This window comes from Frankia sp. R43, from assembly GCF_001306465.1.
GTDB lineage: Bacteria > Actinomycetota > Actinomycetes > Frankiales > Frankiaceae > Parafrankia > Parafrankia irregularis.
The window spans coordinates 305,021-330,795 of the sequence record NZ_LFCW01000002.1 but is presented as its reverse complement, the minus strand read 5'-3'; the positions used below and the strand labels follow the sequence as shown (position 1 = coordinate 330,795).

Sequence of the window (25,775 nt, the reverse complement as noted above, 5' to 3'; positions counted from 1 at the left end):
CCGCTCGCTGTCCGGTCACGTGTGACATGTCGGGAACCAGATGCGGCTCGATACCGACTACCTGAACATGAACTCGACAGCTTCGCGCGGTGGCGAGGCCGGGAGCGCCGGTACCGGCAGGCATCGCATCGAGGACGGCGTCGGCCGCAGGCGCGGGACCTCGCCCGCAGCAGCCTCCACACCCGCGGTCCAGTCCGCGAGGACGGCGGTCCTCGCGGGCGTGGGCGGGCACGTGCCAGCGGAGACCGTGACCAATGACGACCTGACGGCCAGGTTCGACACCTCCGATGCCTGGATCAGGGAACGCACCGGGATCCGCACCCGGCATGTCGTCGCACCGGGTGAGTCCACCGCTGACCTCGCCGTGCTGGCCGGTGCCGCGGCGCTGGAGTCCGCCGGGACGAAGGCGGTGGGCGCGGTCGTCGTGGCGACGACCACCCCGGACCGGCCCTGTCCGGCGACCGCTCCCGTGGTCGCCGACCGGCTGGGGCTCGGGAAGGTGCCCGCCTTCGACCTGGGCGCGGTGTGCTCGGGTTTCGTCTACGGGCTCGCCACCGCCCACGGACTGATCTCCGCCGGCGTGGTGGACAGTGTCCTGCTCATCGGGGCGGACACCTTCTCCACCATCCTGGACCCGCAGGATCGCGGTACGCGGGCGGTGTTCGGGGACGGGGCGGGAGCCGTCGTGCTGCGTGCAGGTGAGCGTTCCGAGGCCGGCGCGTTGCTGGCCTTCGACCTGGGCAGTGACGGCTCCCAGGAGGACCTGATCACAGTCCGTTCCGGCGGGTCCCGGGCACCGCTGCCGGTCGGCGGACCGTCCGCGCCTGACGGGTCTGGATCCGGCCGATGGTTCTCCATGCAGGGACAGGTCGTCTACCGGCATGCCGTCGGGCGGATGACGACGTCGGCGCGCGCTGTCCTCGCGTCCGTGGGGTGGCCGCCGGACGCCGTGGACCTGTTCGTGGCGCATCAGGCGAACGAGCGCATTCTGACCGCGGTCGGGGCGCGGCTCGGGATCCCGGCCGGGAACGTGTCCGTGCGGCTGGCTGACGTGGGTAACACCGCCGCGGCCTCGATCCCGCTGGCGCTGTCGGCCGAGTGGGCGTCGGGGCGGCTGCGTCCAGGGGACCGGGTCCTGCTCACGGCCTTCGGCGGTGGAACGACCTGGGGCTCGGTCGCGCTGATCTGGCCGGAGATCACACCGTGAGCGGTGACGCCGGTCGGATCGGGGCGAGCCGGATCGAACCCGCCGATGTCCGCGCGGTGGTGACCGTGTTCGTCGGCGAGTACGGCACCGTGCCGCCTGGCGGTGTCCCGCAGGAGGCTCTGCTGAGCGATCTCGATGTGGATTCGCTCGGCCTCGTGGACCTGCTGACCGTGCTGGAACGTGAGTTCGGGGTGGAGGTGCCGGACGAGCGCATCGCCGGGATTTCCAGTGTCGCGGACCTGATCGACGAGGTGGTGGCGGTGTCCCTGCCGGGTGGCTCACACGGCCCGGGCAGAGGTGACGACGAGAGGAGCCCGCTGTCGTGAGAACGCGTCCTGCGGACAACGGTTTCGGGGTGGTGGTCGAGGGATTCGACCCGGCCTCGGACGCCGAGGTGGCCGAGCTGAAACGGACCGTCTACCGGGAACGCATCGCCGTGCTGAAAGGCCAGGATCTCGATCCGGCGGCCTTCCTGCGCCTCGGGCGGCGGCTGGGGCGGCCTGAGTCCTATTACGAGCCCATCTACCATCACCCGGACGTTCCCGAGGTCTTCGTCTCGTCGAACGTCCCGCAGGCCGGAGAACAGATCGGTGTACCCCGGACCGGGAAGTTCTGGCATTCGGACTATCAGTTCATGCCCGACCCGTTCGACCTGACCCTGATTCTTCCGCAGGTCGTGCCGAGCCGGAACCGCGGCACGTTCTTCATCGACATGTCCCGCGCCTACGAGCTGCTGGACGGGCGGCTGCGCGCGGCGGTCGAGGGCACGTTCGCCCGCCACAGCGTCCGGCGCTACTTCAAGATCCGGCCCGGCGACGTCTACCGGCCGATCTCGGAGGTGCTGGCCGAGATCGATGAGCGCACACCCGCGGTCCGCTTCCCGACGGTCGTGACCCACCCGCACAGCGGCCGGAAGCTCCTCTACATCAGCGAGGGCTTCACCCAGGCCATCGAGGACGCCGAGGGCGAGGAACGCCCCGGTCTGCTCGCCGAGCTCCTGGCCGCCAGCGGGCAGCTCGACCCCACCTGTACCCATCCGGCCATTCACCTGCAGACCTTCGACGTGGGTGACCTGCTGGTGTGGGACAACCGCTCCCTGGTGCACCGGGCCCTGCACACCGCGACCGACGAGCCCGCTGTGTCCTACCGGGTGACCGTGTACGACCCGCCGGCCGCCTCGGACACGGACGGCTCGATGGAGCTGGCCGGCGCGGGGGTGGCATGACCACCCTCACGGCCTCGCGGGTCGTCGCCGACGACCCGCGGCTGCGGGAGCAGGTGCTGCGCTGCTACAAGCCGCACTGCCGGTACCTGCGGTCGGCGACAGCCGCGTTCGACGATGACGGGCGGATCCGGCTGACCGCCGACTTCTCAATCCCGGAGTCCTGCTACATCGACGACACCGGGCATCTCAACGCCGTCGAGGTCAACATCTGTTACAACCAGATGCTCTATCTCGCCATCGCGACCTGTGTGAGAGAAAAGGCGGAGCCGGTATTCGCGGGCTGGACGATGGAGGATTTCCGCCGCCGCCAGTTGCCATCGGTGCTCATCGCCCGCATGCAGAGCGTCTTCACCCGCGGGCTGGACGCGCGGGGCTTCTCCGGCGAGTTCCGACTGGACCAGGCCACCGCGCGCCGGCTGCGTCCGAGCAGCGACCCGCTGATCTCCCTGAGCACCTCCTTCCGTTACTGGGACCAGGCCGGCGACGGATGCCATGGCACCGCCGCCGTCGCGGTCGTCCCCGACTCCGCTCCTCCCGCGACGACATCCCCGGAGGCACCTGTCCCGGATAGGACGTCGCCGTCGCCGTCGCCGGACCCGGCTCGTACGGGACGAGGCCTGTGACGGCCCCCGAAGCGCCCACGGAGGCGGCCCCACCCACGGCCGCCGCGCATCAGGTCACGTCGCGGCCACCTGGAATCGCCGAGCTGGTCTCCCGGCACGCGGCCAGGCAGCCCCACACCCCTGCTGTCATCTGCGCCGGCCGCACGACCGACTACGAGCGGCTCGACCGGGAGAGCAACCGGACGGCCTGGGCGATCCTCGGCTCCGGCATCCCGGCCGGCGGCCGGGTGGCCTATCTCGGCCGCGAGTCCGAGCACTACTACGAGGTGTTCGTCGCCTGTGCCAAGGCCCGGATGGTGCTCGTCCCCATCAACTGGCGCCTGACCGCCCCGGAGATCGAGCACATCCTGCGGGACTCGGCATCCGAGCTGCTCTTCGTCACCACTGACCTGCGCGCCACCGCCGAACGGGCGATCGGGCCACACGCTGATGTGTGGATCGTCGTCGTGGACGGCCCAGCACCTGGCGCGGCGGCGGGGTTACCCGCGGGCCCGGACCGAGGTCACCACCTGGCGGTCTGGAAGGAGTCCCACAGCACCGCCGCCGTGGAGGGCGTGGGCCCGGGTGGAGCCAGCAGTGGACCGGACGATCCAATCCTGCAGCTGTACACCAGCGGGACCACCGGGCTACCGAAGGGCGTCGTGCTGGCGCAGCGCAGCCTGCACGCCGTGCGGGAGGCACTCGCGGGCGCCGGGCTGGACTGGATCGACTGGCGACCTGGCGACCTGGCCCTGGTCGGTATCCCGGGCTTTCACGTCGGGGGCATCTGGTGGGCGTCACAGAACCTCGCCGCGGGGGTGACGAACGTGGTGCTGCCCGCGTTCGACGGCCGCACGGCGGTGCGGCTCATCCGTGACCTCGGCGTGACCACCGCCTGTGTGGTGCCGTCGATGCTGCGGCTGATGCTCGCCGAACCGGAGGCCGATCGCGCCGCGTTCCGCACCCTGCGCAAGATCGTCTATGGTGGCTCCCCGATCTCGGAGAGCCTGTTGCGGGAGTCGCTGGAGATCTTCGACTGCGAGTTCGCCCAGATCTACGGCCTCACCGAGACCGGCAACACCGCCGTGTGCCTGCCACCGGTCGACCACCGGCCGGGCAGCCTGCGGCTGCGCGCGGCGGGCCGCCCCTACCCGGGCATCGAGGCGAAGGTCATCGGCCCCGACGGGTCCACACTGCCCACCGGTGACGTCGGCGAGATCTGCCTGCGCACCCCCGCCCGGATGATCGGCTACTGGAACCTCCCGGAGGCGACCGCCCGCACCCTCGTGGACGGATGGGTGCACACCGGTGACGCCGGCCGGCTCGACGCCGACGGGTACGTCCACATCCTCGACCGGGTGAAGGATCTGATCATCGTCGCGGGCGAGAACATCTACCCGAACGAGATCGAGAACGCGCTCGCCCACCATCCCGCCGTGGCGGATGTGGCCGTGATCGGGGTGCCCGACGACCGGTTCGGCGAGGCGGTCCAGGCGTTCGTAGCGCCCCGGGACGGCCAGGAGGTGCGGGCCCGTGATCTCGTGGTGTTTCTCAGGGACCGGATCGCCACGTTCAAGATCCCGTCCCGCTTCGAGTTCGTCGACCGGATCCCGCGCAACCCCAGCGGCAAGATCCTGCGGCGTGAGCTGCGCGAGCCCTACTGGGCCGGCCGTGACCGGCGGGTCAACTGATGAGCCCCGCCGAGCAGCTGCCCGTCGACCCGCGGACCGTCCGCGCCGACGTCGCCGAGCTGTTGTTCGTCACCCCTGACGAGCTGGGCGCGGACGACAACCTCTTCGACGCCGGCCTGGACTCCGTCGCCCTGCTCACCCTGGTCGAGCAGTGGCGAGAGAAGGGTGCGGACGTCGCCTTCGTCGACCTGGCCGAGAACCCGACCCTCGCCGGCTTCGACCGGGTCCTGACCGCGGCCCGACCGGCGTCCGGCCCACCGGCGCCCACCCAGTCGCCGTCCGGCCCGCCGCCCGGTGCGTCGGGCGGGTCGGAGCCATCCGATGGGTGAGCGGCTGCCGCTGTCGGCCGCCCAACGCGGGATCTGGACCGGCCAGCAGCTCGACCCGGGCACACCGGCCTACAACACCGCCGAGTACGTGCTCATCGACGGCGAGATCCACCTCGACCTGCTGGAGCGGGCCGTACGTGGAGCCGTGGCCGAGACCGAGGCCGTCCGCGTGCGCTTCGGCACGGGTGCCGCCACCGAGAACGGCTCCGGCGACGAGAACGGCTCCGACGAGCCGTGGCAGGAGATCGGCCCGGTCGAGTTCGCCGTCCACCAGGAGGACCTGCGCGGCCTACCCGACCCGCCCCTCGCGGCCGAAGAGTGGATGGCAGCGGACGTCGCGCGACCCGTCGACCTGCGGACGGGGCCGCTGTTCGGCCATGCGCTGTTCCGCCTGGGTGACCGCAGCGTGCTGTGGTACCACCGCGTGCACCACATCGCACTCGACGGGTACGGGCTGGCGCTGGTCGCCCGCCGGGTCGCCGAGATCTACACGGCACTCGCACAGGACCAGCAGACACCGGCCCACTCCTTCGGCTCACTCGTGTCCGTGGTCGCCGAGGACCACGCCTACACCGCGTCCGACCAGTTCACCCGCGACCAGCGATTCTGGGCCGACTACCACGACGGCCGCCCGGCACCGGTGACCCTCGCCGGGCGCTCCGCCCCGCTCGCCCGCGAGGTGCTGCGCCGGGCCGCGGACGTCGACGCGGACACCCTGGCCCTGCTGCGCGAGTCGGGCCGGGCGGCGAAGGCGCAGTGGAGCGACATGCTCGTCGCCGCGCTGGCCGCCTACCTGTACCGGATGAGCGAGCAACGCCGACCGGACGGCCCGGCCCAGATCTCCCTGGCGGTACCCGTGATGGGCCGGACGGGCTCGGTCGCCCTGCGGGTGCCGTGCATGGTGCTCAACGCCGTCCAGGCCTGGGTCCGCGTCGAGCCGGGCGACAGCCTGCTCGACCTGGCGGGGCAGGTCGCCGCCCACCTGCGGGGCAGCCGGCGTCATCACCGGTACCGCTACGAGCAGCTGCGCCGCGACCTGCGGATGGTGGGCGGCGAACGCAAGCTGTTCGGGCCGTCCGCGAACATCATGCCGTTCGACTACGGACTGCGGTTCGACGGACATCCCGCGATCGTCCGCAACGTGTCCGCCGGTCTCGTCGAGGACCTCGCGGTCCATGTCTACAACCGGGCCGACGGCGACGGGCTACGGATCCTCCTCGACGCCAACCCGAACTGCTACAGCGGCGACGAGCTGGCCACACACGCCCGCCGCTTCGCGGCCTTCCTGCACCGCCTCGCCCGCCGACCGGCCGACCCGGTCGACGCAGTCGACCTTCTCCTCGACGGCGAGCGCGAAGCCCTGCTCGCCGCCAGCTCAGGCGCCGCGGCCACACCCGAGGCCGGACCGGAGGCCGGCGCCGGACGCCCCGAGGCGTATCGGGCCACCGTCGTGGACCTGTTCGCCGCGGCGGCGACGGCGACCCCGGACCTGCCGGCCCTGACCGCCGTCGAAGGCGTCTGGGCCGCCAACCGGCCACCTGGCGGAGGAGACGGCCCGGAGGAGGTGGAACCGCCCGGTGACGAGGGACGGTACGGCAGCCTTTCCTACGCTGCGCTGAACGCGCGGGCCAACCAGCTGGCCCGGCTGCTGCTCACGGTGGGCGCCGGCCCCGACCGGCCGGTGGCCCTACTGCTCCCCCGCACCGGGGACACCGTTGTCGCCCTGCTGGCCGCGCTCAAGGCCGGCGCACCCTACGTTCCGCTCGACCCGGACCATCCCGAGGAGCGGATCGCCTTCGTGCTCGGCGACACCCGCCCGGCCGCCGTGGTGACAGTCGGTTCACTCGCCGCCGCCGTGGCGACCGACGCCACCCGGGACCTCGCCACCCGGATCATCGAACTGGACGACCCCGACGTCCGGTCGGCCCTCGACCACGCGCCGGCGGGTGATCTGACAGGCAGTGACCAATCGGCGAGCCTGACACCCGATCATCCCCTGTGCATCGTCCACACCTCCGGGTCGACGGGGCGGCCCAAGGGCGCCGTCCTGACGCATCGTGGGATGGTGAACCTGTTCCACCACCACCGGGTGTCGATGATCGAGCCGGAGGCCGCGGTGGCCGGCCGGCGGATGCGCGCCGCGCTCACCGCCTCGCTGTCCTTCGACACCTCGTGGGAGGGGCTGCTGTGGATGCTGGCAGGCCACGAGCTGCACCTGATCGGTGACGACGAGCGCCGGGAGCCCGCCGCGCTGCTGGACTACATCGACGCCCAGGACATCGACTTCCTCGACATCACCCCCACCTACGCCGAGGAACTGATCAACGCCGGGCTGCTCGAACCGGGCCGGCGGGTCCCCGCGGTGATCGCGCTGGGCGGCGAGGCCGCCGGCCCCGTGCTGTGGTCACGGCTGCGGACCGTGCCCGGCCTGAACGCCTACAACCTGTACGGGCCCACCGAGTGCACCGTCGACACCGTCTGGGCCCGGCTCGCGGACAGCGAGACCCCGGTCATCGGCCGGCCGGTGACCGGCGCCCGCGCCTACGTGCTCGACCACGCGCTGCGGCTGGTCCCGCCGGGCCAGATCGGGGAGCTGTACCTCGCGGGCCTGCCTCTGGCCGAGGGCTACCACCGCCGGCCGCGGCTGACCGCCGAGCGGTTCGTGACCGACCCGTTCGGGCCCGCGGGGACGCGAATGTACCGCACCGGCGACCTGGTCCGCCGCCGCGCCGACGGCCTGCTGGAGTACCAGGGCCGGGCCGACACCCAGGTCAAGATCCGCGGCTTCCGCATCGAGCTGGGTGAGATCGAGGCCGCCCTGACCGACCATCCCGAGGTGGCGGCGGCGGCCGTCATCACCCGCTCGGACGGCCCGGGCGGTGAGCGGCTGGTCGCGTACGCCGTGCCGGCCGGGGACAGCCCACTGGCCGAAGCACTGCTGGCCGACACGGCGCCGGCCGACGGTCCGGCGCGGCTGCGTCGCCACCTGGCCCGCCGGCTGCCCGACTACATGGTCCCGCCGATCATCGTCCTGCTGGACCGCATGCCCCGCACGACGAACGGCAAGCTGGACCGGGCCGCCCTGCCACCGCCACCGACCGGTGCCGCCGCGGGCACCGGCAGGCCTCCACGCGACGCGCGTGAGCGGCTGCTGTGCGACCTGTTCGCCGAGACCCTGGGCCTGGAGCGGGTCGGCGTCGACGACGACTTCTTCGCCCTCGGCGGCCACTCGCTGCTGGTGGCCCGGTTGATCTCCCGGCTGCGGGCGAGCACCGGGGTTCGCCTGGGCATCCGGGCGGTCTTCGACGCGCCCACGGTGGCCGAACTCGCCGAGCGGCTGCCCGGCCCGGCCCAGCCGGGCACCGCGGAGGGCGCCGCCGCGCCACAGGACGCCGCACCGTGGAACGCGCAGGGGCCCGCCGCCCAGCCCTCGGCGACGCCCGAGGGCTGGGCGGCGGGCCCCTGGCAGGGCGTCGATCTCACCGCCGAGGCACGGCTGGACCCGTCCCTCGTGCCCTCCGATGCGGCGCCCACCGAACCGGCTCGTGCCACGGACCCCCACCAGGTCCTGCTGACCGGCGCGACCGGCTTCCTCGGCACGTTCCTGCTGCGGGAGCTGCTCGATCAGACGACGGCCACCCTGCACTGCCTCGTCCGCGCCCCCGACGGCGCGCGGGCCCTGGACCGGCTACGCGACGCACTGCGCCGCCTGCGGATCCAGATCCCGGACGACGTGCTCACCGAGCGGGTGGTCGCGCTGCCGGGCGACCTCGAACAGCCCTCCCTCGGCCTCGACGAGGCCGTGTTCACCCGGCTGGCCGGCAAGCTGGACGTCATCGTGCACAACGGCGCCCGGGTCCACCACCTTGATCCCTACCGCAGGCTGCGGGCGGCGAACGTCGCGGGCACGGCGGAGATCCTCCGCCTGGCGATGACCGGGCGGCCCACCCCCGTGCACCACGTGTCCAGCTGCGACATGGCCTGGGCCGTCGACGACAATCCCGCCGCGCTCGACGAGGAGCGCCGGGTGGCACCGGCCTCACTCATGGCCAACGGGTACGTGGCGAGCAAATGGGTGGCCGAGGGCCTGGTGCTGGCGGCGGCCGGCCGTGGCCTGCCGGTGTCGGTGTACCGCCCGAGCCGGGTGTGCGGCGACACACGGACTGGTGCTGGCAGCACCGAGGACGCTTTCTGGCAGCAGGTCCGGGCGATGATCGCGCTGGGTGCGGCCCCGGCCGGCGGCTCCGCGGCGCCGGCCGACCTGGTGCCCGTGGACTGGGTCGCCGCCTCGATCGTCCAGCTGATGCGCACCGGCAGATACGCCACTTTCCATCTCACGGCCGCCCGTCCCACCGACGTCCACGCCGTACTCGACCGGCTGCGGGCTCGTGGCTTCCCGCTGGAAGCGCTCGACCCGCCGCAGTGGCGTGAACGCCTCGATCAGGCCGCGGAGCAGGCGGCCGAGCGCGGGGACTACTCGCTCACGGTGACCGCCGGACACCTGGCCCAGCTCACCGCGGCCGGCACGACCCGCACGTCCGACACGACCCACACACATCCGGCGCCGGTCTTCTCCCGGCGCAACACGATCGAGGTGCTGGGAGCCGACCTGGCCCGAGCACCGGAGGTGGACGACGACATGGTCGATCGCTATGTGGACTACTTCGTCGACATCGGCTTCCTTCCCACGCCGACCGCCCGCCCCCGCCCGGAGCCGGCACCTTGACGGCGACCGACACCGACCAGGCTCCTGCCCCGCTGGCGACGCGGCGGGAGTGGCTGGGGTTCGTGGTCGTACTGGGCGCGACGTTCATGGGCCAAGTGGACGGGTTCATCGTCAGCCTCGCCAGCCCCACCATCCAACGGGAGCTGCCCGCCGGTTTCGACGAGATCCAGCTCGTCGGCGCCGGCTACGTGCTGGCGTGCGCCGCCGGGCTGGTCGTCGGCGGCCGGCTCGGCGACCGGTTCGGCCGCCGCCGGGTGTTCCTGGCGGGCATGGCGGTGTTCACCCTCGCCTCGCTGGCCTGCGGGCTCGCCCCGAACGCCCCGGCGCTCATCGCCTTCCGGGTCGTCCAGGGTGCGGCGGCGGCGGCGCTGATCCCGCAGGAACTGGCGATCCTGCACGCGCTGTTCCGCGACGACACCCAACGCGGGCGCGCGCTCGGCCTGTACGGGACGGCTCTCGGCCTCGGGGTCATCGCCGGCCTCGCCGGCGGCGGCCTGCTCGTCGACCTCGACCTGGCCGGGCTCGGCTGGCGGCCCGCCTTCCTGCTCAACGTCCCGATCGGCCTGGCGATCCTCGCTGCGGGCCGGGCCGTCATCCCGGAGAGCCGCGCCACCGGTGCCACCCGGTTCGATCTGGCGGGGGCCGCGCTGACGGTGGTCGCCTTCCCCGCGATCCTGCTGCCCTTCGTCTTCGGCCCGCACCGGGGCTGGCTCCCCTCGGCGCTGCCCTGCGCGCCGGTCGCCGCCGTCGCGGTGGCGCTGCTCGTCCGCCAGCAGCGTGCGCTCGCGGCCCGCGGCGGGGAGCCGCTGTTCCCACCCCGGGTGCTGACCGCTCCCGGGATGCCGACCAGCCTCGCCACGTTGGTCACCTTCTTCGCCGGCAACGCCGGGCTGTTCCTCGTCTTCACCTACTACGTGCAGACCGGCCTCGGGACGTCTCCGCTGGTGGGCGGCCTGATGCTGGTACCGCTCGGGGTCGGGTTCGCGATCGGCTCACCGCTGTCCGGGCGGCTCGCCGCCGGGCGGGCCGGGCCGCGGCTACCGGTGCTCGGCTGCCTGGGGCTCGCGGTGGTCCTGCTGGCGCAGGCCGCGATCGCGGCCGGGCCGACCTCCGCGCAGCGGGTGCTGCTGGCCCTGGCCATGGGCGCCGTCGGCCTGGCCCAGGGGCTGGTCGTGGCACCGCTGATCGGCGGCATCCTCAGCCGGGTCGCCCCGGACGACGCCGGCGCCGCCTCCGGCACCGCGTCAACACTCACCCAGTTCGGGCTCGCCGCCGGCTACGCGGCCGTCGGCAGCTGGTACAGCCTCGTGCTCGGCGGCACCCCGGGAGCCGCCGACGCGCCGGCCGACCGGGACTCGCATGTCCAGGCCTTCGCCGCAGCCACCGTGCTGCTCGCCGTTCTCGCCCTTGTCACGGCGGCATTGTGCGTCCTGCGCGACCGGGTCCGAACCTCGCCGGGAACTAGTGAGGCCCTCGCAACGACTACCCCTGAGAACGGTTGACCGGGGACGAAGGCCTGGCCCGAGGCACGGGGCCGGAGTCTGGGAACAGTGGGGGTTCGGGAAGACGATGCGTGGCAGGCCGGTATTCGCGGCGGGGGCGCTGCTGCTGGCGCTGGTGGTGACGTCCTGTTCGGACGACACCACAGGCGGTTCGGCGAACGGGACAACAGGGGCCTCGACGGCCGCCGCGCAGAGGGCGGCCGAGGGAAGGACGACCTACCCGCTGACGATCACCAACTGCGGGAGGAAATACACCTTCGACAAGGCTCCGAGCCGGGTCGTGGTGATGAACGGCGGCTCGGTGGCGGAGGTGTCCTCGCTGATCGAGCTCGGCGTGTCCGACCGGATCGTCGCCAACGCGCAGAACTACGGCGCCTCGGACGTCCCCGGCCGCGCGGAGGCGATCGACGCCCTGCCCACGGGCGGGGTCACCCTGAACGACCTGCAGGACATCCCGCGCGAGGCCATGCTCGGACTGCGGCCCGACCTGGTCATCTCCACCTACGGCGGCGGGTTCGACGCGGCGTCGGGCTTCGCCACCCGCGACGACCTACTCAAGCTCGGTGCCAACAGCTACGTCCCGGCGAGTGCCTGCGGCACGGACGGGATGACGGCCGGCGCGCCGACCATCGAGGACAGCTACGCCATCCTGCGGGACTTCGGGAAGATCTTCGACGTCTCCGGGAAGGCCCAGGAGGTGATCGCGGCCTCGAAGGACAGGATCGGCGAGGTGACGAAGGCCCTGGCGGGCAAGCCCGACGCGAACGTGCTGCTGGTCTTCCCGGGTATGGGGGCCGACGACTTCAGCTCGATCGCCGGTGCCGGGGTGTGGAACGACATCCTCGACAAGGCCGGGGCGGTCAACCCCTTCCTCGACAGCTCGGGCAACACCTTCCTGACCGTGAGCAAGGAGAAGCTGGCCTCGACCGACATCGACGCGGTCCTGGTGGTCAACTACATGAACCCCGACCCGGACAAGGCGGCCAAGGCCATCCTCGCCCAGTTCCCACAGTGGGACGCGACCCGCGCCAACCGCTACCTGGTGCTCGCCGACTCGATCTACTTCGGCCCGAGCAACGACGTGGCCGTCGAGAAGATCGCGAAGCTGCTGCACCCGGACACCTTCTGAGCGGCGGGCCGGCCGCGGGCGCCGCCGCACCCGCACCGACCCGCACCGCCGGCACGGTCCGCACCGCGCCGTTGGGGCGGGTCGGCCTGCCCGGCTGTCTGCTCGCCCTCACCGGCCTGGTCATCCTGATCATGTTGGCGGCGGCCTGCGTCGGTGCCGTCACGGTGCCCCTGCCGCAGACCTGGCGGGTGGTCACCGGCCACCTCACCGGCCGGACGGCCGGGCTCGACCCGGTCGTCGACCAGATCGTCTGGGAGTACCGGGTGCCGAGGGTGCTGCTCGCCGCCCTGTGCGGCGCGGGGCTCGCCGTGGCCGGCGTCGTCCTGCAGACCCTGGTCGACAACCCGCTCGCCGACCCCTACGTGATGGGGCTGTCCCCGGGGGCGTCGCTGGGCGCCGTCATCGTGATCACGGCCGGCTCCGGGGCCGTCGGCGGCGTCGGCGTGTCGTCCGCGGCTTTCGGAGGTGCGATGGTCGCCGCGGTGGCCGTCTTCCTGCTCGGCCAGCGGCGCGGCCGGCTCGCCCCGACCCGGCTTGTCCTGGCCGGCGTCGCCGTCGGGTACCTGCTGCTGGCCGTCACCAGCTACGTGCAGCTCTCCGCCGACCCGAACCAGCTGCGACAGGTCATGTTCTGGCTGCTTGGCAGCGTCGCCGGGGCCACCTGGGACCAGCTCCCCCCGGCCGCCGCCACCGTCGCCGTCGTGACGGCGCTACTCGCCCCGCTCGGGCGCCGCCTCAACGCGCTGGCCCATGGAGAGGAGCAGGCCATCGCCTTCGGCGTCGACGTCACCCGGCTGCGGGTGGGACTGCTGCTCGCCGCGTCGCTGCTCACCGGCGTGCTGATCGCCGTCGCCGGCGGCATCGGCTTCGTGGGTCTGATGATCCCCCACCTCACCCGGCTCGCCTTCGGCGCCGACCACCGCCGGCTCCTGCCGCTGGCCGCGCTCGTCGGCGCCGGATACCTGGTGTGCGTCGACCTGCTCTCCCGCACCGTCGACCGGCCCAACGAGCTGCCGTTGGGCATCCTCACCGCCGCGTTCGGCGCGCCGTTCTTCCTGTGGCTGCTGCGCCGTAACGACGCGCTCGCGGGCCGGTGACGCGATGACCCGCCGCAGAGGCCGCACAGGCTGCCCGGGACTGCGACCGGGCCCCGGGCCGGGTCCGGACAACGGGCGCGAGGACCCGGGCCGCGAACGGGAGGAGGCGGCCGGCGGGCTGTCGCTGGACGGAGTGGCCGTCGAGCTCGGCGAGGCGCCGGTCCTGCGCGGGGTGACCCTGGCCGCGGCGCCCGGAAGCCTCACCGGCCTGGTCGGGCCGAACGGCAGCGGCAAGACGACCCTGCTGCGCACCGTCTACCGCTCGCTGCGGCCCAGCACCGGCGCGGTGCTCGTCGCCGGCGCGGACGTCTGGAAGCTGTCCGCCCGCGACTCCGCGCGCCGCACCGCCGCCGTCCTCCAGGCGGGCCAGCCGCCCGCGGCCCTCACCGTCGCCGAGGTCGTGGCCGACGGACGGACCCCGCACCACGGCCTGTTCAGCCGGCACGGCGACGCCGACCGGGACATCATCCAGGAAGCCCTGGAGCGGACCGGGGCGGTGGGGCACGCCGACCGGCTCTACGACACGCTGTCGGGCGGCGAGCGCCAGCGGGTACTGCTCGCCCGCGCGCTCGCCCAGCGACCACGCCTGCTCGTCCTCGACGAGCTGACCAACCATCTCGACATCCGCGCCCGCTTCGAGCTGCTCGACCTCGTCCGGGCGACCGGCGTCACCACGCTCGCGGTTCTGCACGACCTCGACCTCGCGGTTCGCTACTGCGACCAGCTCGTCGTCCTCGACCGGGGCCGCGTCGCCAGCGCCGGTCCGGTTCTCGAGGCGCTGACGTCCGACGTGCTGCACGCGGTGTTCGGTGTGACGGGCTCCGTCGAGCGGCACTCCGACGGCGTCATCCGCATCACCTACACCGCCCAGCCTCTGACCAGCCAGGCCCCCGCGCCCCGGCAAGCCGTGGGTGACCACTGACTCCGAACCGCGCCAGGCACGGCGGCGCGGGCACCTGGCCGGCACTCACGGTCTGCTGCTCGCCCGGGCGCCCGTGCCACCGCCGGGATCCGGGGATCAGACCAGGGCGGCGCCGAGCTCGCCGTTCACCAGCTCGGTGATCCGGCCGGCCCGCGCCTCCTCGACGATCACCGCGAGCTGTTCGACACTCATCTGGATACGCTGCCCGAAATCGTCGGTCAGGACGACCCGCCGGTCCGCGGGCGCGTCGTGGTCGACATACAGTTCCGGGCAGCCGCAGCTGCACTTCCCGCAGAACGTCAGCAGATGCTTCCCCTGCACGGACATCTGAACTCCCAACAAGCTGGCTGACATTTCCCAGAAAAACTGTACCCGCACATCGCCGGGATCACCATGAATTCTTTCCAGGATGACCCGGGCGTGGGGTCCCGGAGAATTCCGGCTCGTTCAGGCGGGACGAAGGGGCTTGCCGGACGGGCCCCGCACGGCCAGGGCTTCGCCTACCACCCCCGCAGCGGGTGGAACAGCACGCGGCCATGCAGACGCTCGGCCCACCGAATCATGGTCACCGCCCGGACGACGTTCCGCGTTACTTCGCCACACGACGCCCGGCCGGCTAGCGCGAGGTCTCCGGGGGTCACTCGCCACCCGGGCCTCGGGAACGCATCCACAGGTACCGGGGCACTTCAGGACCTGTGAGGCAGAGGGTTGGGTGCGCCGCGGGCCTCGCGGCGCACCCATCCGCGACCGACGCGTCAGCGTGCCGCCGCGACGGCCGCGTTGAGGCCGGCGGGCGTCAGGGCGTTCGTCTGAAGGCGCTCGCCGTCGACGTAGACGGTGGGAGTTCCCTGGACCCCCCGGCGGGACGCGGCATCGTTGACCTGGGCGATGTAGTCGCCGTAAGTCCCCTTGTGCACAGCCCCGACAAATGCTGCGGAGGTCAGCCCGACAAGGCTGCCGAGATGGACCAGTTCCGCATTCTGGAATCCGCCCGAGCGCTCCTCCGGCTGGTTGGCGAACAACAGGTCATGGAATTCGGCGAACTTTCCTTCGTTGGCCGCCGCCGCCGCGGCGTTCGCGGCCCGCTCGGACTCGGGCCCCAGAAAGGCCAGAGTGTGGTAGAAGACTTTGATCTTCTTGGCGGCCATGAGAGAGCCGATGGTGTCACCGCTCTGTTCCTCGAATGCGCGGCAGACCGGGCACTGGAAGTCCTCATAGACGTCCACGGTGACCGGCGCCGACGGATCCCCGACGACGATCCCGCCGTCCGAGCCGGCCGCTCCGACCGGCACCAGGGCTCCTGAGGTGTCGGTCCGCGCGCTCTGCACAGCGAAACCGATACCCCCGACAAGCAGCAGGGCGGCGGCCACGCAGACCGAGATGGTGATCGTGCGGCGGCGGCGCTGCCGCCGCTCGGCGGTCTCCCGTGCCGCGGCGGCCTTCGCGCGGCGAGTGGCCTGGTCAGTGGCGGTCATGCCGGGGCCTGTCCAACCGAGGGTCGGGTCGTCCCGGTCGGCCTGGTCGGCTTGGTCGGCCCTGAGGAGCGGAGGAAGGAGGTACTGGCGGTCTGGTTCCGGCAGGGTCGGTTGCCTCGATCCAGCGGAGCCGGCGAGGCGATGTCTGTACTCATGCGGAACTCCCGGTACTGGCCCCTGCTTTTGTCGGGCCTTCTTGGGCAGTGGGCGTGCGGCGGTGACCCCGGCTGCGGCTGCCCACGGCGGGCCGAGCCGTCGGACACGCCGGGCGCCATCGATCCCCGCCCGCCGTGGAGCGGGCCCGAGATGAAGGCAGAGCGGTCCGATGCAGGGCGGGTGCGCGCGTGGACGAACACCGGCCCGCGCCGGCCCGAGGATCGGCTCGGCGATGCCCGTGGTTCGCGCGGTTCGCCGCAGATGCCCGTCGCGGTCGCGCGGGCGTCATGGCAGCGCAGGGTAGACAGCACCATCCCAGCGGCCAGCGGCCGGCTCACGGTCATCAGGCACGCACGGGCGCCAGCGAACGGGGAGGTGGTGTGTCAGAGGGCCTGAGCGCGCGGTGGCCCGCGCCGCGCCACCGCGTACCGCAGGAGCACCAGCCGCTGGGCACCCGCTCGTGAGAAGTGGGACCACGTGGGTCGAGGATCGATGACGGGGCGCGGCGGTGCCGCGAGGCGGCGGCGTACCCGCCGGACGATCCGCCGGGTGGCCGTGGCCGCGCGCCGGCCCGCGCGCCAGAGCAACCGCTCGCCCGCGGCCAGCCACCAGGCCAGGCAGACCGCCGCGAGCAGGTGTAGACCGAGCACCCTCGGCCCGCCGTGCAGGAGGTCCACCCCTGCCGGGCCCGGTACCGACTCCGGATGATGGGCGACGATGTGCCCCATGCCGGTCCCAGCCCCGGGATGTCGCCCCGGCGGGGAGGCCATGGCGAACGCGAGGTGCAGACAGCCCTGCGCGGCGACCACCAGCCCGATCAGCCTGCGGCGGCTGATCTGCCTCGCGGCCAGCCCCCATCCGACCCGCCAGGTGAGCAGAAAACCGACGACGGTCACCGCCGGATCCGGCACGGCCGGCTCGGTCCCGCTGTGCGCGAGGACGGCCAGCGCGACGGTCAGTAGCGCAAGGACGGCACCGCGTACGGTACGCCCGCTACGGGTCGCCGCCCACAAGGGCAAGCCTGCGCCCACAGCGATCGCCGCCGGCTCGCACCACGCGTCGACCGGCTGATCGGGCACCCCGGCGGTCACGCTCCCAGTGTAGATCGGCTCATCGACCCGACCGATCCCCTTTTCCGGCGACCTGGATCTGTCCGACCCCGACCGCGTCCGCATGCCGACGATCGAAGATGGTCCCGTCCGCGGCGGTGATCGCCTGAGATCTGCTTGCTTTCCCACTAGGATGCCGGGTTTGTGAGCTGGGCGGCGACACCGAACGGGCGTGGTGTGCGCGCCTCGGTCCTGGCCGCCATGGCAGTCGCCCTCGCCGTGGTCGCGCACCTGGCGGCCTGCGGCGAGCTACCGAGCCTGCCCGTAACCGGTTGTGGCCTCGCCCTCGCGTTCCGCGTGTGCTGGGGCTGCTCCGGCCGGCAGATGTCGCCGCGGCGCATCGTTGGGCTGGTCATCACGGTCCAGGCAGGTCTGCACCTCGCCTTCGCCATGACGGCACGGTCGGCTCACAGCGTGACCTCCCATCATCATTCCGCAGGCGGGGTGGAGGGCGTCACCCACCGCGCGGACGGAATCGATCTCCTGCCCGGTGGGCCTCGGATGGCACTCGCCCACCTCTGCGCCGCCTTCCTGCTGTCCTGGTGGCTCTCCACGGGAGAGCGGCTGCTGTGGCGGGTCGCGCGCCGGACCGCGGCGGTCGCGCGCAGGGCGGCGGTACGCCTGCGTCGCCGCCTGCGTCCGCAGACCGGGTGTCCCCTTCCCGCCCGCGCCGTTCTGCGCTGCCGTCCTCCCGCCGGGCGGGCTCCTGCCCTGGCGCAGCTGGTCCATCTCGTCGTTCGTCGAGGCCCGCCGCCCCTGACACCGGCCTGATCCGCACCGTCGACGCCGTCCGCAGTACGTGAGCCGGACGGCTCGTTCACGCTGCCCGGATCCGTCTGTCACCGCCCGTCCGCGCCTGGCATCCGCCGCCGGACGGGATCCGACCGCGAACGCGACCGCGCTGATCCGCGCGGCGCCGCGGCGATGCCGCATGCCTCGACAAGCCAGTTCGGAGAAGCACTGTGACCATGGTCGAACCGCCGGGGGCATCCCCCGACGACACGACGCCCGCCACCACCGCGGCACCTGAGATCTCACCCGCGTCGGCCACCCCGACCGCCTCGCCGGCCGATCCCTCGGCCGACACTTCGTTCGACAGTTCCGCCGGCGACCCGACCGGTACTCCTGCCATCCCCGCCCCCCGCACGCCTGACACGGCGTGGGGGTCCAGGCCCGGTGACCCGGCGTCCGGTGGGTGGCGATGGCTGCTGATGCGGCTGCACTTCTACGCCGGGGTGCTGGTCGCCCCGTTCCTGCTGGTGGCCGCGACGACCGGCCTCGCCTACGCGTTCACCCCACAGCTGGACAGGCTCGTCTACGCGGACGAGTTCTTCGTCGACGAGGTGGGCTCCGCCCAGCGGCCTCTGGCCGAACAGATCGACGCCGCCCTGGCCGCGTACCCGGACGGCGCCTTCGGTTCGGTGCACACCGGTGAGGCCCCGGACCGCACCACCCAGGTGGTCCTGTTCGAGGAGGCACTCGGCGACAAGCAGCGCACCGTCTACGTCGACCCGTACACGGGCGAGGTCCAGGGCGCGCTGGTCACCTGGTGGGGGAGCACCCCTCTGACGACCTGGCTGGACCAGCTGCACATCAACCTGCACCTGGGCGACACCGGCCTGTACTACTCGGAGTTCGCCGCGAGCTGGCTATGGGTCATCGCGCTGGGCGGGCTGGTGCTGTGGCTGGCCCGCCGGCGCCGCCGGAGCGGGGCGCGCACGGTGCTGCTGCCCGACCTGACCGCCCGCGGGCGGCGGCGCACCCTGGGCTGGCACGGAAGCCTCGGGGTCTGGCTCGTCGCCGGTCTGCTGTTCCTCTCCGCGACCGGCCTGACATGGTCCACCTACGCCGGCGGGCACTTCTCCGACCTGAAGGCGGAACTGAACGGCGAGCGGCCCAGCCTCGACACCACCCTGCCGGCCGCCGCGACCGCGTCCGCCAGTGGCGGTGCGGGGCACGAGGGGCACGGGGGCAGCGGTTCCGGTGACGACACCTCAGCGGAGGGGCCGGGTACAGAGCCCGTGGACACGGTGCTCACGGCGGCCCGCAGGGCCGGCCTGGACGGGCCGGTCGACATCAGCCCACCCGCCGAGGCCGGCACCGCCTGGTCCGTCGCCCAGACCGACAACACCTGGCCGATACGGGGCGACAAGGTGGCCATCGACGCCGACGGAACAGTCGTCCACAAGCTGCGTTTCTCGGACTGGCCGCTGCTCGCCCAGCTCAGCTACTTCGGGATCATGGCGCACATGGGGATCCTGCTCGGCCTCCCGAACCAGATCCTGCTGGCCAGCCTCGCGCTCGGCCTGATCTGCCTGATCGTCTGGGGCTACCGCATGTGGTGGCAGCGCCGCCCCACCCGCGCCGACCGCACCCGGATCGTCGGTGCCCCGCCCGCCCGCGGCACCTGGCGGCACCTCTCGAAACCGGCCCTGGTGGTCACCGTCCTGGTGACCGCGGCGATCGGCTGGGCACTGCCTGTTCTCGGCGTGTCCCTGGGTGTCTTCATCCTGATCGACATCCTGGTCGGCGTGGCACGCCGCCGGACGCGACAGCAGCAGGAGACCACGGCAGCCTGAGCGGAGAAGGCCGCCTGGACTTGGCCCGGCCCCGCTTCCTGAGGCCACACCAAGCCAGGCGGCGCCCGTCCGCTGCCCGGACGCCTGTTCCGGGCAGCGGACGCCACAGCGGCGGGTCACCGCCGGTATCGATCTGAGGCTGCTCCTGGTGGGACGGCTGCGCGGTGCCGTGTACGCCGAGACGCTGTCCCTGCAGGCCGAGACCGTCACGCCGGTACCAGCGGGGGCGGATCCGACGCTCGTCGACGACGTTCGCGACCTGTTCAGCGGAGTGCTCCACCGAAGCCTGTGTCAGGCACTCGATCCGTCCAGTCATTACCCCGGGTAGGTCGTTCGCTTACGCTCGCGACAGGGATCTCGGTGCGGAGATCCACCAGGCACAGGAGCGCGATGTCCACTCCGACAGCCCACGACATCAGCGAAGCCGGGTCGGCCAGCTCAGGAGCGATGGCGGCCCCGCTGCCCCGAGCTCCGCAGGCTGGCCCTGCCGCGACCGGGCCGCGCGTGGAGCTCGCGGTGTCCGGGATGACCTGCGCGGCCTGCGCACGCCGGGTCGAGAAGGTGCTGAACCGGGTCGAGGGCGCGTCGGCGGTGGTGAACCTGGCCACCCACCGCGCAGCGGTGACCTGGGCCGACGCGGCCTCGGCGGATGACACGGCGCTGGTCTCCGCGGTGGAGCGTGCGGGCTACGAGGCCAGGGTCATCACGCCGCGCCGGCCACCCGCCGCCCCGGCCGCCGACATGCCGGCAGCCATTCCGGAGTTCGTCGCGGCTCCCGCCATGAGCGGGCCCGCGCAGGACAGCGCGGGTGTCCGCGGGAGCGTCGTCGCGGCGTCCGTCGACCGGGCACCCGGTGATCCGGGGGATGCCGGCTCGTCGGACGATCCCGATCATCCGGTTTCCGAGCAGTCGGGCGGCCGGCAACCAGGTACCGGACCCGGGCAACCAGGCGGCGAGCCGCGGGACCCGGGGCAGGATGAGGCGGAGCGCTGGCGTCGGCGTGCTCTCGTGGTGGCCGCACCGACCGTGGTCGTGGTCGCCGCCGCGATGGTGCCGGGCGTCCCGGACCTGCCGGGCTGGCTGACACTGCTGGTCGCAGGGCCCGTCGTGCTGTGGGGAGCCTGGCCGTTCCACCGGGCCGCCTGGAAAAGCCTGCGCCACCACGCGACCCGGATGGACACTCTGGTCAGTCTCGGCGTACTCGTATCGTTCGGGTGGGCGGTGGCCGTGACCCTCGCGGACGCGCTGGGCGGGCCGACCTCCGGCACCCTCCCAGCCGGGAACGTCCACGGGCTGGGCTCCCATCATCACAGCACCGCCGGCCCGGTGGGCGGCACTGCCGGTGCGGAGCACGCGGGCCACGCCACGCACGCCGCCGAGATCGCCTGCGTGCTCACCCTGAGCCTGCTGGTCGGGCGCTGGATGGAGGCCCGTGCCCGGCGCGGCACCGGTTCGGCGCTGGCCGACCTGGCCGCGCTCGCCGCCCACGACGCGACCGTGCTGCTACCCGACGGCAGCCAGCGGCCACGGCCCGCCGCCGACCTCCTCGTCGGGGACCAGGTACTCGTCCGGCCCGGCGAGCGGATCCCGGCCGACGGCGTGGTCGTCGATGGGACGTCCACCGTGGACCTGTCCCTGCTCACCGGCGAGAGCATCCCGGTCGACGTGACCGCCGGCACCGAGGTCACCGGCGGATCCGTGAACGGCACCGGCGCGCTGGTCGTGCGGGCGACCCGCGTCGGCGCCGACACCGCGCTCGCGCACATCACCCGGCTCGTGCAGGACGCCCAGACCGGCCGGGCCGCGGCGCAGCGGCACGCCGACCGGCTCTCCGCGGTCTTCGTGCCGGCGGTTCTCCTCATCGCCGCGGCCACCGCCGCCGGATGGCTCGTCTCCGGCGCGGCGACGTCCACCGCTGTCGAGGCGGCGATCTCGGTACTGCTGGTCGCCTGCCCCTGCGCCCTGGGGCTCGCGACCCCGGCAGCACTACTCGCCGGCACGGGCCGGGGCGCCCACCTCGGAATACTCATCTCCGGCCCGGCGGCATTGGAAGCCGCACACCGCATCGACACCCTGGTGCTCGACAAGACCGGCACGGTGACCACCGGCCAGATCACCGTCACCGGCATCACGGTCACGGACATCACCGGCCCCCACGACAGCGGAAGGGACGACGGCGAGGCAGAGCTGCTGCGCCGGGCCGCGGCCGTCGAGCAGGCCAGCGAGCACCCGATCGCCCGGGCGGTCACCGCTGCAGCCGCCGCCCGAGGCCTGACCGTGGCCGCGGCCCAGTCGTTCCAGGCCCATCCAGGGGCAGGCGCGACCGGAACCGTGAATGGCGAGCCAGTCGTCGTGGGCACTCCCGCGCTGATGGAGGAGCACGGGCTAGCTCTCCCCCACCCGCTGCAGGAGTCCCTCGCCCAGACTGAGACCCGCGGCCAGACAGCCGTCTGCGTCGGCTGGGGCGGACGGGCACGAGGCATCCTGACCCTCGCCGACCCGGTACGACCCACCAGCCGGGACGCGATCCACCGCCTGCGCGCCACCGGACTGCGCGTCGTACTACTCACCGGCGACAACCCGCACGCAGCACGAACAGTCGCCAACACAGTGGGCGTGGACGAAGTAATCGCCGGCGTCTCCCCCGCCGGCAAACTCGACCACATCCGGCACCTGCGCGACAGCGGGCACGGAGTGGCGATGATCGGCGACGGAGTCAACGACGCCGCAGCCCTCGCCGAAGCAGACTTGGGGATCGCGATGGGCAGCGGCGCCGACGCCGCCATCCACGCCAGCGACATCACCCTGGTCCGACCCGACCTGCACACGGCCGCCGACGCCCTCGCACTCGCTGCCCGGGTCGAACGCACCATCCGGCAGAACCTCGCCTGGGCCTTCGGCTACAACATCGTGATGATCCCCCTGGCCGCCGCCGGCATCCTCCCGACCTGGGCCGCCGGCGCCGCGATGGCCTGCTCCAGCCTCGCCGTACTCGGCAACTCTCTGCGGCTACGGTGCTTCTCACCGGCCACCCACGATGGACGGCACCCCTCTGGGACGCCCTCGACTGGCACCCCCACATCGGTGGACCCGATATCCGCTCTCGGGCAAGAAGGCTTTTCGCCGTGCTCGCCGAGACTCATGTCCACCGCTCCAGCACCGCACCGACGTATCACCGACGCCAGCTACCGTCAGTAGTCAGCGTCGGCGATCCGTTAAAGGGATCGAACCAATCGATCAAGCTCTGACCTGGGAATTATGCTGTCGATCAAGCAGTAGAATCCATAGATTCTAACTATTTAGCCAGGCCATAGGTGCAACTACGCATCGCGGCGGAGCCGACTGGCTTCGGACATGGCATCGCGCGCCAGATGTACGCGACATTGAGCATCTTCCCGTCGCGGTCCCGCCTACCCAACACAAACGGGCCATCCAGCTGCTTCCACACCGCCGCCACGTCTGCGCCCACCACCGCCACTGGATCGGCCCACCCGACACCCACCAGCGCGTCCCGATCCTGGACGACCTGCCGGACGTCGTCCGCCCCAGAACCGGCACCAGGGACTGATCCACCGCGACGGCTGGCTCACCACCTGCGGCACCCTGCTCATCGGGTTCGTCATCTGCGCCGCGCTTGGATACCCGAAAATACCGACAACCGATGCCACACCTGGGAACGCCACGAGTGTGCGGTTGCGAGGCGACGCCGTACGCGAGCTGCGGGAGCCGGGGGCGCGTCGGCCGCGGGGCCACAGCCAGCGCCATTGAGCACACGATCGCAAGATCAGGCCGGCAACGCTCACGATCCGCCGGTCCGCCAACGGAATGATCTGACTTTGTCAGCGACGGTAGGCGCTTCTTCCCAGCTCTCGACGCGGCTCGGCGAGGTAGATCAGGACAGTGGTCGTCACCCGCTAGGCGACCTGAAGATCGCGTAGGTATGCCCTGAACGCTCGCACGCTCTCCCGACCCGATTCGGTGGGCGGCGCGGCGGTGGCCACGTCACGGCTGACCTGGACGATGGGGCTGTTGTACTGGGCCCGTGGCAGCCCGGCCATCGCGGTGTACGCCTCGTCGATCCCGCTGTCGATGTCTCCGCTGCGGACCTGGCACAGCGCACGCTGAAGGTCGACCAGAACCGGCCCGCGCCGGTTCGCGGCGGGAAACAGATGCAAGGCGGCGGTCTGGGCTCCGTCGGCGCGGGTCCAGTCGCCGAGGTGGGAGTAGGTGTAGCTCTCGGCGAGATGCAGAGCGCGTTCGGACCACCCGAACCACGACGTGGTGTCCCCGGAAACCTCGGGCGGTAGGTGCTCGAAGTTGATCTGCACCTCGGTCAGGACGTCTCGTGCTTCCTCGTCGCGTCCCGCCCTGACGAGGACGCGCGCTTTCCCGTCCAGGTAGTCCTGCACCGCTGCGGGCGGTGCGTGGACGCTGGTGGCGATCGCGTCGGCTTCGGCGACGAGGTCGAGGACATCCGCAACAGGTCGCTGTTCGTACAGCGCGCGGACGATCTCGCGCCCGCGGGTCCACAGCCGCGCGTGTACATCGCCGGAAGCGTCGGCTGCCCGCTTCGCGGTGCGCCACCAGCGACGAGACGACGGCAGGTCACCGACATCCGCGGCGGCATGTGCCGTGAAAGCCGCCAGTAGGGCCCCGACGCGGCGTAGTTCGCGCACGACCGTGCTGTCGGTCTCGTCTCGCGCGACTTCACTCAGGATCGACAGGTCGGCGTCGAGTCGCCGCAACAGGTCGGCGGCGGGGTCGGTGCCGTAGCTCAGGCTGTAGTCGTGCACGATCGCTCGCCACTCGTCAACGCCCGGTACGCCGTCGTCAGGCGCGAGCGACGTGATCACCGTGTGGCGGGTGGGCTCCATCGCCGCGAGCGGAGCGACCAGCCCGGCTCCCGCGAGAAAGCTGCGCCGGTCAACGGGCACAACAACCACCCCATGGGCACTGCGGACAAGCTCATGATCTCTCGCCCCCAGGCTACCGTCACGCGGCCCGTCCGTGAGCCGAACGCCAGACTCGCCCCGGGTTTCCGGGACGGAGCCACGTAGCGTCGAGGTCGGCGTACCCGACCCGGTCATTGTGCTCAGGACGAGACGATCGGCGGCCGTGTAGTTCTCATAGTCGTCGAGATCGAGAAGACCGCCGACCGGAGCACCGTAGGCAACCGCCAGCAGCGCGAGAACACGCGGGGTGGGCCGTGCCCTGGACTGAGCTGGCCATTTCTCCACTTCGCACAGGCGCGGCCCGGTCATCGGAGCTCGCCCGTCCTCGTCGAATCCGGTGCGTGCAGCGGCATCGTTGATCTGGCGCGCGGCCTGGCTCAACGTCCAGCCGTGGGCATGACGCCACGCCGCCCGTGGCCGCAACCGGTAACGCCTCGCGAACTCAGCCGCGATCTCACCGTGTCCCATCCCCAGCGCCCGCATACGGGAACGAAGATCGTCCTGCTCCTCGCGCAGGCTCATCCGTGCCGTCGCCATCTCCACCCACTCAGGTCCTGGTCCGCAGCGCATCACTATCGGCGCAGACTAGGACTCCTGGTGACGATGTCCATGCGTGTTGTGTATGCCTGTTATCGGATCTCCGGCATAGCCATCTCCCCCACACAGAAGCAACGCTCGAGGTGTTCAGGCCTGGGTGTCTCGTCTCCGGCGTTTCGTGAGCGCTGTCCGGGTCAGGACGCGCAAGCGCCGAATTGGCCAACCAGCGTGACTTCTGACTGTCACAGTTGAGGTGGTGCTGTCACACCCTGACTGCAATGGGTCGCGACGTGTCCCAGTTCGCGTAGGACTTGGCCGCCCATGTGACGGCCTATCGTAAAGGGAGTTCTCATGCCGGAGGACGCAGCGGTTCTTGATCGCCTCACCGCGGACCTGTTCGACCTCGATACCCAGGCGGTGCCGGTGGCCGACGTCTCCGGGTCGAACACGACGTCGGACTGCACGGACGACGGCTGTTCGGCCACCTGCCCAAGCGTCGGCTGCTCGGCCACCTGCCAGAACTGCGGCTAGCGAGTC

The 25,775-nt window shown here is 72.1% G+C and carries 19 protein-coding genes and 1 pseudogene; 16 read left to right on the top strand and 4 right to left on the bottom strand.

Features of this window, described 5'->3' with window-relative positions; translation table 11 throughout:
- Positions 1 to 40 precede the first annotated feature (40 nt).
- The 11 genes and pseudogenes from ACG83_RS08945 to ACG83_RS08895 form a co-directional block, all read left to right on the top strand.
- Positions 41 to 1,207, top strand: coding sequence for a beta-ketoacyl-ACP synthase III (locus ACG83_RS08945; RefSeq protein ID WP_235497802.1), 1,167 nt, complete (start codon positions 41 to 43; stop codon positions 1,205 to 1,207).
- Positions 1,204 to 1,533, top strand: a complete 330-nt coding sequence (locus ACG83_RS08940; protein ID WP_054565701.1) for an acyl carrier protein — start codon at positions 1,204 to 1,206, stop codon at positions 1,531 to 1,533. Before ACG83_RS08945 ends, ACG83_RS08940 begins: the two co-directional genes overlap by 4 nt.
- Positions 1,530 to 2,432 carry a TauD/TfdA family dioxygenase gene (locus tag ACG83_RS08935; protein WP_054565700.1) on the top strand — a complete coding sequence of 301 codons (903 nt, stop codon included), beginning with the start codon at positions 1,530 to 1,532 and terminating at the stop codon, positions 2,430 to 2,432. The genes ACG83_RS08940 and ACG83_RS08935 overlap by 4 nt, the downstream gene beginning before the upstream one ends.
- Positions 2,429 to 3,055 (top strand): FcoT family thioesterase, encoded by a 627-nt coding sequence (locus ACG83_RS08930; protein ID WP_063793032.1) that lies wholly within the window; start codon positions 2,429 to 2,431, stop codon positions 3,053 to 3,055. Before ACG83_RS08935 ends, ACG83_RS08930 begins: the two co-directional genes overlap by 4 nt.
- Complete coding sequence (locus ACG83_RS08925) at positions 3,052 to 4,725, top strand: long-chain-fatty-acid--CoA ligase (RefSeq protein ID WP_235497801.1); 1,674 nt, start codon at positions 3,052 to 3,054, stop codon at positions 4,723 to 4,725. The genes ACG83_RS08930 and ACG83_RS08925 overlap by 4 nt, the downstream gene beginning before the upstream one ends.
- Positions 4,725 to 5,054: a phosphopantetheine-binding protein gene (locus ACG83_RS08920; protein ID WP_063793031.1), complete on the top strand. Its 330-nt coding sequence runs from the start codon at positions 4,725 to 4,727 to the stop codon at positions 5,052 to 5,054. The genes ACG83_RS08925 and ACG83_RS08920 overlap by 1 nt, the downstream gene beginning before the upstream one ends.
- Complete coding sequence (locus ACG83_RS08915) at positions 5,047 to 9,780, top strand: non-ribosomal peptide synthetase (RefSeq protein WP_054565699.1); 4,734 nt, start codon at positions 5,047 to 5,049, stop codon at positions 9,778 to 9,780. The genes ACG83_RS08920 and ACG83_RS08915 overlap by 8 nt, the downstream gene beginning before the upstream one ends.
- Positions 9,777 to 11,282 carry an MFS transporter gene (locus ACG83_RS08910; protein WP_054565698.1) on the top strand — a complete coding sequence of 502 codons (1,506 nt, stop codon included), beginning with the start codon at positions 9,777 to 9,779 and terminating at the stop codon, positions 11,280 to 11,282. The genes ACG83_RS08915 and ACG83_RS08910 overlap by 4 nt, the downstream gene beginning before the upstream one ends.
- Positions 11,283 to 11,349: 67 nt before the next feature.
- Entirely contained in the window at positions 11,350 to 12,411 is a 1,062-nt protein-coding gene (locus ACG83_RS08905) for an ABC transporter substrate-binding protein (protein WP_054565697.1), read from the top strand.
- 98 nt (positions 12,412 to 12,509) lie between these two features.
- Positions 12,510 to 13,508 carry a FecCD family ABC transporter permease gene (locus ACG83_RS08900; protein WP_369812876.1) on the top strand — a complete coding sequence of 333 codons (999 nt, stop codon included), beginning with the start codon at positions 12,510 to 12,512 and terminating at the stop codon, positions 13,506 to 13,508.
- Positions 13,509 to 13,713: 205 nt separating this feature from the next.
- Positions 13,714 to 14,430 (top strand): annotated as a pseudogene (locus tag ACG83_RS08895) (ABC transporter ATP-binding protein); the annotation flags it as partial.
- Positions 14,431 to 14,526: 96 nt separating this feature from the next.
- Here ACG83_RS08895 and ACG83_RS08890 read toward each other — a convergent pair.
- From ACG83_RS08890 to ACG83_RS08880, 3 genes are all read right to left on the bottom strand, one after another.
- Entirely contained in the window at positions 14,527 to 14,757 is a 231-nt protein-coding gene (locus tag ACG83_RS08890) for a hypothetical protein (protein WP_054565696.1), read from the bottom strand.
- Between the two features lie 428 nt (positions 14,758 to 15,185).
- On the bottom strand, positions 15,186 to 15,905 hold the full coding sequence (locus tag ACG83_RS08885) for a thioredoxin domain-containing protein (protein ID WP_054565695.1): 720 nt from the start codon (positions 15,903 to 15,905) through the stop codon (positions 15,186 to 15,188).
- A 539-nt stretch (positions 15,906 to 16,444) separates the two neighbouring features.
- On the bottom strand, positions 16,445 to 17,080 hold the full coding sequence (locus ACG83_RS08880) for a hypothetical protein (RefSeq protein ID WP_235497800.1): 636 nt from the start codon (positions 17,078 to 17,080) through the stop codon (positions 16,445 to 16,447).
- A gap of 234 nt (positions 17,081 to 17,314) precedes the next feature.
- Here ACG83_RS08880 and ACG83_RS08875 point away from each other — a divergent pair, with 234 nt between their 5' ends.
- The 4 genes from ACG83_RS08875 to ACG83_RS08860 all read left to right on the top strand — a co-directional run bounded on the left by ACG83_RS08875 (position 17,315) and on the right by ACG83_RS08860 (position 22,947).
- A complete protein-coding gene (locus tag ACG83_RS08875; protein WP_054565693.1) occupies positions 17,315 to 17,941 on the top strand; it encodes a hypothetical protein in 627 nt (208 codons plus the stop codon).
- 197 nt (positions 17,942 to 18,138) lie between these two features.
- The gene (locus ACG83_RS08870) at positions 18,139 to 19,749 is read left to right on the top strand and encodes a PepSY domain-containing protein (protein ID WP_083473212.1); all 1,611 of its coding nucleotides are present in this window, start codon (positions 18,139 to 18,141) and stop codon (positions 19,747 to 19,749) included.
- A 148-nt stretch (positions 19,750 to 19,897) separates the two neighbouring features.
- Positions 19,898 to 20,077: a hypothetical protein gene (locus tag ACG83_RS08865; protein WP_054565691.1), complete on the top strand. Its 180-nt coding sequence runs from the start codon at positions 19,898 to 19,900 to the stop codon at positions 20,075 to 20,077.
- Positions 20,078 to 20,139: 62 nt separating this feature from the next.
- A complete protein-coding gene (locus ACG83_RS08860) occupies positions 20,140 to 22,947 on the top strand; it encodes a cation-translocating P-type ATPase (RefSeq protein ID WP_054565690.1) in 2,808 nt (935 codons plus the stop codon).
- Positions 22,948 to 23,663: 716 nt separating this feature from the next.
- Here ACG83_RS08860 and ACG83_RS08855 read toward each other — a convergent pair.
- Positions 23,664 to 25,238, bottom strand: coding sequence for a hypothetical protein (locus ACG83_RS08855; protein WP_235497874.1), 1,575 nt, complete (start codon positions 25,236 to 25,238; stop codon positions 23,664 to 23,666).
- 351 nt (positions 25,239 to 25,589) lie between these two features.
- On the opposite strand from ACG83_RS08855, the gene ACG83_RS08850 reads away from it, so the two are divergent.
- Positions 25,590 to 25,769: a hypothetical protein gene (locus ACG83_RS08850; protein WP_054565688.1), complete on the top strand. Its 180-nt coding sequence runs from the start codon at positions 25,590 to 25,592 to the stop codon at positions 25,767 to 25,769.
- Positions 25,770 to 25,775 lie beyond the last annotated feature (6 nt).